This window comes from Colwellia sp. TT2012, assembly GCF_001440345.1.
Lineage (GTDB): Bacteria > Pseudomonadota > Gammaproteobacteria > Enterobacterales > Alteromonadaceae > Colwellia.
In genome coordinates this window covers 20,550-34,822 of sequence record NZ_LJYX01000025.1, presented here as the reverse complement: position 1 = coordinate 34,822, position 14,273 = coordinate 20,550, and the positions used below count along the sequence as shown (strand labels likewise).

Genomic DNA, 14,273 nt, shown 5'->3' with positions numbered 1-14,273 from the left:
TTCGCTCTTTTCACCTCAGCAACACTTATTCTAAAGATTAGCGGATTACAAAATAAACGATGGAACATAGCCAATAATTATGAAAGTCTTACATGTATTTGACCATTCAATCCCACTACATAGTGGTTATACCTTTAGAAGTCGCTCAATATTAAAGCAGCAACATGCTTTAGGTATTGAAACATGTCATGTCACCAGTCCAAAACATGGTAATGACCAAGCTGAGATAGAAGAGCTTGATGGCCTTAAGTTTTATCGCAGTGCACCTATTTCAGGCTTAATGTCTAAATTACCCGTGCTAAACCAAATGGCTTACATTGCACCTATGGTAGAGCGCATTCTAGAAGTCATTGCAATTGAAAATCCAGATGTTATTCATGCTCATTCTCCTGCGCTAAATGGTTTAGCGGCTTTAAAGGCCGGCAGGAAGTCAGGTTTACCCGTTGTGTATGAAATTCGTGCTTTCTGGGAAGATGCTGCTGTTGATCATGGTACCTGTAAAGAAGATGACTTACGTTACCGTTTAACCCGAAAAATGGAAAGCCACGTTGTTAAAAATGTCAATGCAGTAACGACTATCTGCGAGGGGTTACGTGGTGATCTTATCGGTAGAGGTTTCGATGCAAGTAAATTTACTGTTATTGCTAATGCGGTAGATATTGAACAATTTAAGGTGATTACACCACAAGATAAAGCGAATAATGCTGAGTTAGCTGAAGCCTTACAATTAACCGATTGTGATGTATTAGGGTTTTTAGGTTCCTTTTATGGGTATGAAGGTTTAGACCTTGCCATTGCGGCGATGCCAGCTGTGCTAGTTAAAAACCCTAAGGCGCGTTTATTACTCGTTGGTGGCGGTCCACAAGAGCAAAGCCTTAAACATCAAGTCACGTTATTAGGTTTAGAAGGTAAGGTTATATTTACTGGTCGTGTACCTCACAGTGAAGTAGGGAAATATTACAGTTTGGTCGATTTATTGGTGTACCCGCGTAAAGCCATGCGTTTAACGGATTTAGTGACACCATTAAAACCGCTTGAAGCCATGGCGCAAGGTAAGCCAGTGCTCGCTTCTGATGTTGGTGGTCATAAAGAGCTAATTAGTGACAATGAAACCGGCTTCTTATTTAAAGCCGGTGATAGTGTCGAGCTTACCGAGCGTATTACTGAGTTATTGACCGATGAATCTAAGCGTAATAGTGTCTTAGCAAGTGGCCGTGATTATGTTGAAAATGTGCGCAACTGGCGTAATAGCGTCAGTAACTACTTGCCACTTTATCAAAAGCTAATGAAAAATACTAAGTAATGAATATTCTGCTATTAACGACACTTTACCCTAATAATATTCAGCACAGACATGGCATTTTTATTGAAAATAGAGTGAAAGAATTAGTAAATCGTTATCCAGACGCTAAAGTTAAGGTAGTTGCGCCTGTGCCTTACTTTCCTTCTTGGCTACCTATTCATGAATATAAAAAGTACAGTGAAGTAGTGCAGCATGAAACTCGCTCCGATATAGAAATTGTTCACCCCAAATATTGGGTAATACCTAAAATAGGGATGAATATTACCCCGCACTTTTTATATCGAACTTGCTTAAAAGCAATAAGTGCAATTCAAGCGACAGGTTTTTCAATTGATGTCATAGATTCTCATTATTTTTACCCTGATGGTGTCGTCGCCAGCTGGATTGGGGAAAAGTTAAATCTTCCTGTAATGGTCACGGCCCGAGGCAGTGATATCAATATTATTCCTAAAAATAAAACGGCGAAAAAGCGTATTGTTAAGGCATTAATGGATATACAAGCCAGTGCCGCTGTATCACAAGCCCTCGCTGATGAAATGATTAAATTAGCACCTGCAGCAAAAGCGCCTATAGTGTTAAGAAATGGCGTGGACTTAGATTTTTTTCATCCTAATGCTGAGGAACCTGTGCTACCTTTTTCCATTGACGGGGATGAAAATCTTATTTTGAGTGTCGGTAATTTGATTGAACTAAAAGGGCATCATCTTGTTATAGAGGCACTTGTCTCTATGCCTAAAGCTAAATTAGTGATTGTCGGTGATGGGGTGATGAAAGCTAAGTTACAGCAACAAGTACAGCAGCTTGGTTTAACAGCAAGGGTTCACTTTACTGGTAACATCCAGCAAAGTGAGCTGCCAGGTTATTATGCTTGTGCTGACTTGTTGGTATTAGCGTCAAGTAGGGAGGGCATGCCGAATGTACTGCTTGAATCATTAGCCTGTGGTACTCCTGTAGTCGCCACAAATGTTGGTGGTAGCTCCGAAGTAGTTAGCCAAAGTGAAGCTGGTGAGCTCATTAAAGATCGAACTGTTGTAAGCATAACAGCGGCGATAGTTTCAGCATTATCTAAAAACATTCCACAACAGTCTGTTCGGTTATTTTCTGAAAAATTTAGCTGGCAAGAAATAAGTTTAAAGCAATATAATTTATTAACAGAAGTGATTGCAAATAATTGTAGAGTAGAGCGTTAATATGGATAGTATACTGTTTTTAGTTAATTTGATTTCTATCGCCTTTTTATGTTATTGGGCCGTCAAAAATGATACTGAGGATAAATAGTTGCGCGATATATTATTAGTTTTAGTTTTTCCTATACTGTTATATTTTATTTTTAGGCGGCCCTATATTGGTGTTTCTTTATGGATCTGGAGTGCCATGTTTTTTCCAAACGGCTGGGTTTGGGGCTTCGCTTCATCTATACGTTATAACATGCTGATAGCAGCTGCGACTATTATCTCTTATGTTTTTCAAAAAGATAAAATAAAAACAGATAGCTCTGCGTTAACGACTCTAATTCTATTATTTTTTATTTTGACCACTATTTCTAGTATTTTCACTATTTCGAACCCTGATATTGTTTGGTTTGAATGGAATATATTTTTTAAAATAATAATTTTTTATATTTTGTGTATTTTAACCATTAAAACTAAACACCATGTAAATATATTTATTTGGGCTATTACTTTATCGGCAGCGTACTTCGGTGCCGCAGAAGGTCTTAAATATATTGTGACAGGTGGAGGTCATACGGTTGCAGGTATTCCCGGTAGCCGCTTAAGTGATCGTAATGAATTAGCTCTTGCGGTTAATATAACATTACCTTTGATTGTTTTTTTATTGTCACAAACAACATCTAAATGGTTGAAAATAGCTTTGATTTGCGCTGTTGTCTTTAATGTCGTGGCAATTATAGGCTCTTATTCACGTGGAGGTTTACTGGGCTTGATTGTCATTGGTGGTTATTTCTTTTTGCAAAGTAAGCGGAAATTACTGGTATCCATCGTTTTAATTTTAAGTGTATGTATTGGCGGTGTATTTGTTTCTGATAAATGGACAGATCGCATGGATACTATAAGCACCATGGGGCAGGATAACTCATTTCTTGGACGTGTTGTAGCTTGGAAGCAAGCAGTGTTAATGGCTGTTGATAACCCTATATTGGGTGGTGGATTTAAGGCAGGTCAAAATCCGAGTGTTTGGTACTTATATGAAGATGACTTTCATCATCTGGATTTTATTATTGATACGGGTGACTATAAAGTTACTAGGCCAAAGGCAGCCCATAGTATTTATTTTCAAGTATTAGGTGATCAGGGCTTTGTCGGCTTATTTGTTTTTTTGGCTATTTTGTTACTTGCTTATCGTAAGTTAGTTTGGGTTACAAAAAATACCACTGATGAATGGGTTATTGGATTAGCGCGAATGCTGAAAGTCTCCTTAGTTGCTTATTGTGCTGGTGGTGCAGCGCTTAGCTTGCCTTACTTTGATTTATCATTTGCTATATTTGCCTTAAGCCATATTTTATACGAAATAATTAAGCGAGAGAAAAATAAAAAATCTTTGCCTGTAACGGAAGAAAATAAAGCTAGAAGGACTCGATATGTTTAGTTGGATGTTATCTTCAGTAATTAACAGTGTAACGGCTTTATCGGGGGAGAATAAATTGAGTGTATTGACCTACCATCGTGTTGGTGAGTCTTACAATCAATTATTTATGGATGAATATTTATTTGAACAGCAGCTTATATGGATAAAAAATTACTTTAATCCTATAGGGTTGACTGAGGCATTAGAGTTACAGAAAAAAGGAGAGCTGCCTAGGCGATCGATAGTCATAACTATTGATGATGGGTATGTTGATAGCTTTACCACTATATTTCCTTTGCTTAAGAAACATAACCTAACGGCCACTTTTTTTATCTGCACCTCAGGTTTAGAAAAAGGGTATTTATGGGATGAACTTATTTCATCAGCAATATTGACTATGGATTTAGGTGTTGAAGAGTTGGTGTTTTTAGACAAAACCTACCCGTTAATGACTTATAACCAAAGATTAGCCTGTGCTAAAGAAATAACCGGTAAAATAAAATACAGCACCATGGTAGAGCGAGAACTATTAATAGAGCAGTTATTACATATAACAGGACAGTCTAATTTAAATCATCAGTTTCTAAATGAACAACAAATATTGTCATTACATCAAGCTGGTATGGGTATTGGTGCCCATACGGTTAACCACCCTATATTGTTTTGTGAAGAAAATCATATAGCTAGAGCTGAAATTATAGAATCAAAGAAAGTATTAGAACGTATTATATCTGCACCAGTGGATTTTTTTGCTTACCCAAATGGCAAAAAAGGTATCGATTTTAATGAGTATCATCAACAGCTAGTTAAGGAGTGTGGTTTTAAAGCAGCCTTTACTACAGACTGGGGTTGTATTGATTCATCATCCAGTACACCTTATGCGCTAAAACGATTTACTCCATGGTATCTAAGCGAAGTGATGTTTAATCTGCGCTTGGCACTAAACTTTAACAAGGTTTTTACGGAGCTATTTAATTAAATGGAAGAGCAGACAAACCGCACTATTTTAATGGTGGCGTTAGAGTTTCCACCTTGTCAGAGTGCGGGTGTACAACGAACCTTAAAATTTGCCGAGTATTTAGCTGAGTTAGGTTGGCAGGTCATAGTCTTAACGGTTGATGAAAGTGTTTATGTGGTAAAAGATCAACAGATAAGTATTCCTGAAAATATAAAAGTATATCGTTGCCATGCTTATGACTCGGCAATAGATTTTTCAGTTAAGGGCAAGTACTTTGCCTGGAGTAAAGTGCCTGACCGTTGGTGGACATGGGCAATAAAAGCAATCCCCTTAGGTAAAAAACTGATTGAAAAATATCAACCAGATATTATTTGGTCTACTTATCCAGTGTCAACGGCGCACTTCATTGCTTATAAATTACAGCAATTTAGCAAGCGTCCTTGGATTGCTGATTATAGAGATCCTTTGCAATGTCGTTATGATAATAAAGTATTAAAATATAGCTATATAGCCAAGTGGATTGAGAAAAAAACCATTCTACATTGTAGTAAAGCAGTATTTACAACCGAGCGGGCAGCACAGTTATATCGTCGGCTTTATCCTGATGAGCAGCTAACTAAATTCAACGTTATTGAGAATGGTTTTGATGAAGCTAATTTCAATGATTTACCAAAATTGCCTGACATAGAAAATTCTCGCTTTACTTTACTTCATAGCGGGGCTGTTTATTCTCAAGGGAGAGATCCGAAAGCTTTATTTGAAGCTATACACCTATTAAAAAATGAAGGTATTGTGGATAGCAGTAATTTCACGCTCATTTTTAGAGGTGCTGCAAGTAATCATGTGATTAAATCTCAAATTCTTCAGCTAAAAATTGAAGACCTAATTGAGTGTAAACCCAGTATTCCCTATAAAGAGTCATTAGCAGAAATGAAGTCCGCCAGTGTTTTAGTTTTAATACAAGGGGAGTTATTTAACAATCAAATTCCCGGGAAAGCGTATGAATATATAAGAGCTAATAGACCTATATTGGCTCTAACACCTAAGACAAGTGCAACAGGAGAACTCTATAGAAACTATGCGCTTAGTCGGACGGAGGATAATGCTGATTTAATAAAGCAGGCAATCAAAATTTTTATTGAAAATCGGGACGAATATGTAGATAAACCAGACGTTAATATGTATTCACGACAACAAAAGGCACTGGAGTTGGGTACTCTGTTGAATGAACTTTGCTTGAATAGCGTTAAAATTATTAACTAAAAGGAATGTAAGTGAAAATTGATATTAAGCAACTAAGTCAATCAGCATTTAAAGAGACAGAATTCTTTATCTGCGTTTTTGATCCTGAAAACAGCATAGAGTTAGACTTAGTTGATAATCAGGATTTTGATATATATCACGAGAATAATTTTTTTATCATATCCTCCAAATCTAACGCAGCAGAAGGTTCTTTAATTTCGAGGTATGAAGGTCACTGTATTCTATTTCGAGGTTATGATTTAGATTTATCCATACATAGTTACTCTAACGATGCAGACAAAGCAGTTTTACTTCAGGGTTCAGATGTTAATAACGGTGTTTATACTTACCTAAATTATAATAGTAAATTAAATGAGTTATCTGTTAAATCAGACCCTTTTGGTGTTTCTCCGTTATATATGCGGACAGTAGGTTCTACGGTTTTTTTCTCTACTCACCCATCGTTGATTAAATTGGATAATGACAAACCTGATTTAATGAGTTTTTTGTCTCTGATTCAAAATGGTTTTATTTTTGGTGATAGAAGTTTTTATCAGGATATTAAGCGGGTTTCTGCTGGCACAAAGATAAACGTAAGCTCGACAGCTATTGAAATACATAATTGGTTTAATTTTTCTGAATTACCTAAAGGTAATAAAAATATAACCGAGCAATCATTCGTCGATGTAGAGCAGGCCTGTCAATCGTCAATTAATAAGTGCCTTAAATTAAAACAGAAGCAAGTGCTGTTACCTTTTTCAAGTGGTTTTGATTCTAGGCGATTCTTTGCCTATTTTCAGAAGAAAAAAGTGAAATTTAAAGCCGTAACGGCTCAATCATTTCATATGAAGAATGGTAAGCTTTATGATATTGATGCGCCATTCGCCACTATTATTGCGAAGAGTTTTGGCGTGGACACTACTATTGTTTCTGCAACTAAACCTGAAGACTTAGCTAAAGATTTTACTAAACGTAATACGCTAATTGGCTCAGAGACATTTATGCACTCCTGGTCAATTCCCTTAATTAACTGGCTCATTAAAGAGCCACCTTCATTAATTTTTGATGGACTAAGTGGGGATACATTTGGTAATGGTGGTTTCGAATTCCCAGGCTTACACCAATCAGCAGAGAAAGATATTGAGATAGCGCTTAAAGAAATGGTGAACAATGATATATTTTCTCACTTAAATGCAACTTGGCCATCTGCTGAAGAGTACAAAGAGGCTTTTAGAGAGGAGATGAATAAAATTCCAAGTTCCTTGAATCAAATTGAGCTGGTTTTTTTACAGTTCAGGAGTCGCCGAGCGATCAGTCCTTGGATAACTATGATGCATCCTCCTGGACATGTTGTTGTGTTTCCGTACTATGATTTAAATTTTGTTAATATTTGCTTGGCTCATAATCCAAAAGACAAATTAGCGGTATTCTTTCAAAAAGAATGTTTGAAGCGTTTTTGGCCGGAGTATTATGAATTTCAAGGGAGTCGAAACTTACCAAAAGACTTTCATTCATTAGGCGAAGTAATGACAAAACAGATAGACAGCGCAAAAAAAGAGTGGCTAAAAAATTCCACAAAGTTAGAAAATGAATTGCTTAGTATGATTAGTATGAAAAACTATCTATTAAGAAAGCTACCAGTTTTAAATCAAAAACGCAGTTGGCTTTTTGAACCATTGTCTCAATTACTAAAGTTTGATGAAGAGTCATTACCTATAATCAAAAATATAAAATAAGGAATGTTATGAAAATCACAATTGTTGGCTAAGGGAATGCGGGCTGTGCTCATGCTTGTATTCTTTCAGATACAGGAAATGAGGTAACTTTAGTAAAAACTTCATTTTCGTTGCATGATGATAATTTTGAAGCAATACGGCATTCAAAAGTAATTAATTATAAGTTACCCAATGAAAATACGTATAAAGCCAGGGTATGTTGAGATATTGTTTAAAAATGCTAGAAATTCCATAGGTGTACTTCAAAGTGAAAGAGTAACAGAGGCTGTAAATTTAATGGGGTCTTTAATAGACACATATCAGTATGCTCGTACAAATATTGTCGAGTCTGCATGGCATAACCCTAATTTAATAGTCCATACGGTGGGGGCAATAATGTCTGCTAGCCGTATCGAGTATAGTAGAGGTGATTTTTGGATGTACAAAGAAGCATTTACACCATCTATTTGGAATATTATTAAGCAATTAGATGCTGAAAAAAATAGTGTAATTAAATCCTTCGGAGGTAAAGAGTCTGCGTATATTGATGAATGTAAGTTTAGAACTGAAGATGATTTACAACAAGACTCCATGGAAGTTTTTAAGTCATATGCCGCAGAAGGTGGGCCAAAAGGGCCTGACTCATTAGATACACGATTTATATATGAAGATGTACCCGGATTCAATGGGTGTTATGAACAAAGCTAATTTTCACCTAAGTTACACAGCCTTATAAATTACCAATTGGATAAATTGTTGCAACCATGAATGATAATATAGGAAAACAGATAGCCAGAGGAACTTTTTGGACTGTCTTTATGAGGTTGTCTATTCGTCTTTTAGGTGTTATTAGCCTTTTAATTTTGGCAAGAATTTTGCTACCTGAAGATTATGGACTGATTGCCAAAGCAGTGCTTATTGGCGGTTTTTTAGAGCTTATAACTGAGCTGGGCTTTTCTGCAGCACTAATTAAGACTCAGAATGCAACCAAGCAGGATTATGATACGGTATGGACGCTAAGTGTATTACGCGCACTTATTTTAGGGGGAGTCCTAGCGTGTAGTGCTCCTAGTATAGCAATATACTTTGTGGAGCCAAAAATTGAAACGTTAGTTTATTTTTATGCGTTCGCTAATATTATCACTGGTTTTAATAACGTTGGTATTGTTGATTTTCATAAAAAGATGGAATTTGATAAAGATTTTACCTTTAATGTAATAAAAAAATTAAGTTCTTTTTTCACGACTATCTTTATAGCTGTTTTTTGGCAGAGCTATTGGGCCTTTCCTGTGGGGGTGCTTGTTGGTAATATTACCGCACTTATTACTAGTTATATTATGTCTTCTTATCGCCCCTCTATTTCATTTTCATCATTCAATTCCATTTTTTATTTTTCCAAGTGGATATTTCTATATAGCTTTATGAAAGCCCTTTCTGAAAAAATGGATGCTTTCTTAATGAGTAAATTAGCCTCAGAGTCAGAACTAGGCCTATATACCGTGGGCAAAGAAGTATCTACTATGCCCTCCCTAGAATTGGCCATGCCGGTCGCTAGGGCTGCACTGCCAGGGTTGTCATTACTCAATCATGATGTCGGGAAATTTAATTTAATGTATAGCAATATTCTCGTATCAGTACTGTTTTTAGCTATACCCGCAGCACTTGGCGTCTCTGTTTTAGCAACGGAAATTACTTTTGTTCTACTTGGTGAAGCATGGGCAGGAGCAGCACCTTTTATTGAAGTATTGGCGCTGGTTGGTCTCACTCAAGTTTTTGGTGCTTGTTCAGTATCGTCATTAATTGCTTATGATCGTCCGGATTTACTGGGTAAAGTATCAATAATTACTTTATTGGTAAATATAGTCGTTCTACCCGTGGGCTATTTTTTAGCGGGCATTAGTGGTTTAGTCTTAGGAGTTTTAGTGGCAAACTTTATCAGAATGTGTATTTTGATTTTCCTGCAAAGATACCTTGGTATTTTATCGTTAACCATATTATTTCAAGGGCTCTGGCGAGTCGTTATAGCTACTACGGTTATGTATTTACTATTAGTGGCTTTGTTACTTTGGATAAACAATGATTCAATGCTAGCTAGCCTTATATTTTTAATTGCAACAGGGGGGGCTGTTTTTTTTACCACATTATTATTGCTCTGTTTATTGACTGGATGTAAAAATGGACCTGAAATTAAGTTTTATCACCTTATTAAAAATAAGCTAATAGCTAGATGATGCTATTTATCTTAGGTAAGCGATTTTTTAATTTCTCGGTTATAAAAAAAGGCAGCTATTCGCCATATTACCGGTAATTTTGTTAGCTTTTTTAGCCAATCAATTCGATTAGAACGTTTGATGCTTTGTCTTATTGCCCTTGCTAATATTGTATTATCCATTTCTATAGCGAAGGAGTATATTTCTTCTAGAAATATTCGGTCGCCATAGAGTAAGGTTAACTTTTCAGGAGTTAGGGGGGCATTGTTAAATAGGGTAGCTTGCTCTAGTTTACCAAGTAGCTCCAGCACTACCATTGTACGATAACATTTTTCACAGTTACAGCAGTTACCTTGATCTTGACCCAAACCATCACTTCCTCTAAAACAAACGTGTAAATTTTTTAACACATGGTCATATTGACATAGTTTTTTTATTTTTTCGGTTCTAGAGTAACCGCAGCCGTCATGTATAAAGTGTACATTTGAGGTAGTAAACAAGTTGTCTACCATAGGGTGAGATCCCCAAGGATGTAAAATTTTATACTCATAAGATGAAGGGATAAATACTTCGCCAAAATGTTGTTCAAATAATAATGCTATGGCGTTAAGCGCTGGACCATGACCCAGTAATTCCCAATGGCACCTTGACCAACGAGTATCTCTAATATTTGTTGCTGTGGGAATCAACTCACCACCACACTCCTGTGCACTCTTAGCGATCCTAGCACAGTGAACATCGAACTCATCAACATAGCTATAAGGCATATCAAAGCCTCGAGTGATCAGCATATATTTGGCGTTAGGGTGGCGAACGGTGGTGAAATATGAATCAACTCCAGAAGAAAAAAATGTAGCACAGTCTTTAGTTTGTTGTGGTGCAACAGCCGTCTCAGCAAATATTTTTATATTATGTAGCTGAGGGTACCAAGTTTTCCATAACTTAATTAAGTCATCGGTAGCATTTAACAGCAGAGGATCAATAGGCAATGATATAGTTAAGTCTTCACCGAGAGTAACTGCTAAAGGTAATAAACAGGCAAACCATGGGTTGCCGGATAGACTGACATTATAATTATCAGGTAATTCAAAGTAATAATCTTCAGAAAAACCATCATCATAACGAACCGTACCACAAAGACGCTGCATTTTACCTGTGATTTTAGTCACTATAACTTGAGTTAATTCCATTAATTATCCTTAATATAACTTACTCAAGAAATGCACTTATTTTTTTTATTCCCTAGCAAGTAGATTAAAACTTTTCACACTCAAAATAATAATTATAGTCTTTATTATATTTTTTACTTAAATCGTTTGATTAGCGCTGTTCTATACTGTTTTTTATTTTTCAGTGAAATAACCAAGCACCAAAGCGGTTGCGATCATGGTTAATAAAATAGCTGTTATTAGATAGTCTTTACCTGGAATGTCTGTGAGGTAGGAAAAACAGCGGGCGCGGTTACAAGACCAATTAGGTCGAGGCAGATAGAAAGAGATTTATTCGTTATGGTGTAATATTATAAACAAATACGGCCCTAACTATGAAGATTTAAGACGTTTTATGAAAAAATACTTTGTTATCATCGGAGCATTATTGAATACAGGTATTATTTTTGCCATTATTTTTGTCTTTCAGTATATTTATTCCTCGGGTTTATCTTTACCACTATTTAGTGATAAAGTTAAAGAAAGCTTAATGGTAAACCAGTCTAACCTCTATAAAATAGTAGCGCCGGCATTAAGTGCACTAAGCTATTTTGAAGTGAAAAACCATTACTTTCGCCAAGTAGACCTTGCGCACTGGGTTGGCATAGGAGCAAATAAAAACGACTCAAATAAGCAAAATTCAAATAAAATCAATTTCTCAAGCGTTAATAAAAATATTGAGGTTCATAATACACCTGAGCTTATTTTTGCTTTAAAAACAGCACAAGCAGGACAAACAATTATTATTAGCCCTGGTGAATATCATCTCACTTCAAATCGGATAACTATTGGTCAAAGTGGTACCGCTGTTATGCCTATTCACATGACGGCACAAAAGTTAGGAACGGTAACGATATTCTTAAAAGGCGAAGGGATTGTGGTAAATAAGCCTTTCTGGCAGTTCAGTAATTTACACTTTATTGGTAACTGTAAGAGCCATACACAATGCGAGCATGCTTTTCATATTGTCGGAAAAGCGCAGTATACGGTCATCAAAAACAATATAATGCAAGACTTTAACGCCATGATAAAAGTAAATGGCGTTGGAGACAATTACCCTGATTATGGCAAAGTTATTCAGAACACATTTTTTAATACCACAGCAAGAAAAACAGCTAATCCAGTAACCCCTTTCGACTTAATGCATGCTAATTATTGGCAGGTAAGTGATAACTTTATTTTTGATATTCAAAAGTCGGCTGGCAATAAAGTGAGTTATGCCGCTTTTTTTAAAGGAGGCTCAGAGTATGGTGTTTTTGAACGTAATCTAATCATTTGTGCAGCTAATTTACCCGATAAATACACCGCGCTAGGCTTGTCTTTAGGTGGCGGCGGATCGGCTAAACGACATAGACGTAATCAAAATAGCGCAGAGCATGTAGGTGGGATTATTCGTAATAATATAATTATGCATTGCTCTAATGATGTTGGGATTTATCTTAATAGAGCACGTGATAGTTTAATTGAACATAATATTCTTTATAACACTCTAGGTATTGATATTAGATATCCGGAAAGCGATGCTAAGGTGAGTAATAACATTCTTTCGGGCCGGATAAAAATTCGCGATAACGCGAAGCTAATTAAACGTAATAATATTGTTGTGAGCCGTAACTTTATTACCGGGGAAGATAACTTGTCAGATTATTTCGTTGCGCCAGATATTGGTGATTTTACCTGGGGAAGTACACCTGACACTCACGTAGCTATTAACTCTACGGGCTCAATAGCGTTTGATTTTTGTGGTGCAACGCCAAATAATCAATATATTGGTGCTTATTCAGCAATCAGCTTTTGTCTGGATAAACTGAATATTAATAATAAGATCAATGGTGAGTAAATACGATGAAAGCATTGATTAAAAAAACTGTCACAAGCTATTTATTTTTATCAGGTGTTTTAGTACACATATTTGTTATTGCTCTGTTTGTAATGCAGCCGTTTCTGTTTCATAAATTGACCAGTAAGGTCACCAACTATTATTACGCATGGCAAAAAAAACAGGACTATCATGCATTGACGCAAGGTAAAAAATATACCTTGGTAGATGAAATTAATAGAGTCTTTTCTCCATGGCAAGCAGAGCCACAAAGTAAAGTAATGTTGCAAAATTTTGAGGTTAATGGCATTGGTTTTTCTGACGTTAATGCTGCGGTTTCTGCATTGAAAGGGGGTGACGAGTTATTCATTGCCGCAGGAACCTATAATACACCATTCACCATTCGTAAAAGTGAGATTACTATTACCGGAGTCGGGCATGTTATCTTTCAACGTGGTGTTGTTGCAGGTAAAGGTTTTATTTTAAGTAAAGGCAATGATTTAACTATTAATAATATAGAGTGCAGGGATATTGCTGTAAGGGATGGTAACGGTGCCTGCGTTCGCCACGAGGGTGTTAACTTAACCCTAAACCATGTTTTTTTTCATAGTAGTCAGGAAGGTGTATTAGAAACAGCACGCCAAGCTGGTGTGATAAAAATAATTAATAGTCGTTTTGAGCGTTTAGGGCACAACGGGCAAGCTCACGGTGTTTATACTAATAAAGCGGAACTGTTTATTTATCAGTCGTTGTTTATTGCCACGAAGAGTGAAGGACATGCCATTAAGGCCAGAGGAAAAAAATTAACGATAGAAAATAGTATTATCGTGTCACTTTCATCTGATGATAGCCGCTTAATTGATATGCCTAACGGTGGGGAGTTGTTAGTCGTTAACTCTTTACTAGGTCAAGGACCTAATTCGGTTAACGGGCAAATGATAGGCTATGGTTTAGAGGGGATGACGCATCAACGTAATACGATAAAACTTCTCGACAATGTTGTATATTTAGAGCGATTAGGTTCAAATTATTTGTTAGCTTTACCTAAAGATGAGCTTTCAATTACTCTCATTCAAAATAATAATCTGATAATCGGCAAAGATAATTCGCAATATAAGGATACAGCGAATGCTTATTTTAGTGATAGAGCTGAAATAGGTTTGCCTCTTTACCCAAATCTACCAAAGAAGTTCTGTGATTCATGGCGTTATTGTCCAATAAATTAAGACCAC

The 14,273-nt window shown here is 36.3% G+C and carries 11 protein-coding genes; 10 read left to right on the top strand and 1 reads right to left on the bottom strand.

From position 1 onward, the window contains the following. Positions 1-79 precede the first annotated feature (79 nt). From ASU03_RS17705 to ASU03_RS17670, 8 genes are all read left to right on the top strand, one after another. On the top strand, positions 80-1,303 hold the full coding sequence (locus ASU03_RS17705) for a TIGR04063 family PEP-CTERM/XrtA system glycosyltransferase (RefSeq protein WP_057833117.1): 1,224 nt from the start codon (positions 80-82) through the stop codon (positions 1,301-1,303). Further along, entirely contained in the window at positions 1,303-2,493 is a 1,191-nt protein-coding gene (locus tag ASU03_RS17700) for a glycosyltransferase (protein WP_057833116.1), read from the top strand. Before ASU03_RS17705 ends, ASU03_RS17700 begins: the two co-directional genes overlap by 1 nt. 88 nt (positions 2,494-2,581) lie before the next feature. Continuing rightward, on the top strand, positions 2,582-3,910 hold the full coding sequence (locus tag ASU03_RS17695) for a putative O-glycosylation ligase, exosortase A system-associated (RefSeq protein WP_057833115.1): 1,329 nt from the start codon (positions 2,582-2,584) through the stop codon (positions 3,908-3,910). Further along, positions 3,903-4,868, top strand: a complete 966-nt coding sequence (locus tag ASU03_RS17690) for a polysaccharide deacetylase family protein (RefSeq protein WP_057833114.1) — start codon at positions 3,903-3,905, stop codon at positions 4,866-4,868. Before ASU03_RS17695 ends, ASU03_RS17690 begins: the two co-directional genes overlap by 8 nt. Next, a complete protein-coding gene (locus ASU03_RS17685) occupies positions 4,869-6,110 on the top strand; it encodes a glycosyltransferase (protein ID WP_057833113.1) in 1,242 nt (413 codons plus the stop codon). It abuts the gene before it with no gap. Between the two features lie 11 nt (positions 6,111-6,121). Further along, positions 6,122-7,825, top strand: a complete 1,704-nt coding sequence (locus ASU03_RS17680; RefSeq protein ID WP_057833112.1) for a hypothetical protein — start codon at positions 6,122-6,124, stop codon at positions 7,823-7,825. Positions 7,826-7,996: 171 nt separating this feature from the next. Then, on the top strand, positions 7,997-8,512 hold the full coding sequence (locus tag ASU03_RS17675; RefSeq protein WP_057833111.1) for an NAD/NADP octopine/nopaline dehydrogenase family protein: 516 nt from the start codon (positions 7,997-7,999) through the stop codon (positions 8,510-8,512). Positions 8,513-8,568: 56 nt separating this feature from the next. Continuing rightward, positions 8,569-10,035 carry an oligosaccharide flippase family protein gene (locus ASU03_RS17670; protein WP_082627339.1) on the top strand — a complete coding sequence of 489 codons (1,467 nt, stop codon included), beginning with the start codon at positions 8,569-8,571 and terminating at the stop codon, positions 10,033-10,035. A gap of 11 nt (positions 10,036-10,046) precedes the next feature. On the opposite strand, the gene ASU03_RS17665 is transcribed toward ASU03_RS17670, so the two are convergent. Continuing rightward, complete coding sequence (locus ASU03_RS17665) at positions 10,047-11,204, bottom strand: hypothetical protein (protein ID WP_057833109.1); 1,158 nt, start codon at positions 11,202-11,204, stop codon at positions 10,047-10,049. Between the two features lie 373 nt (positions 11,205-11,577). On the opposite strand from ASU03_RS17665, the gene ASU03_RS17660 reads away from it, so the two are divergent. Then, positions 11,578-13,062 carry a hypothetical protein gene (locus ASU03_RS17660; protein ID WP_057833108.1) on the top strand — a complete coding sequence of 495 codons (1,485 nt, stop codon included), beginning with the start codon at positions 11,578-11,580 and terminating at the stop codon, positions 13,060-13,062. Between the two features lie 5 nt (positions 13,063-13,067). After that, positions 13,068-14,267, top strand: a complete 1,200-nt coding sequence (locus tag ASU03_RS17655; protein ID WP_057833107.1) for a hypothetical protein — start codon at positions 13,068-13,070, stop codon at positions 14,265-14,267. Positions 14,268-14,273 lie beyond the last annotated feature (6 nt).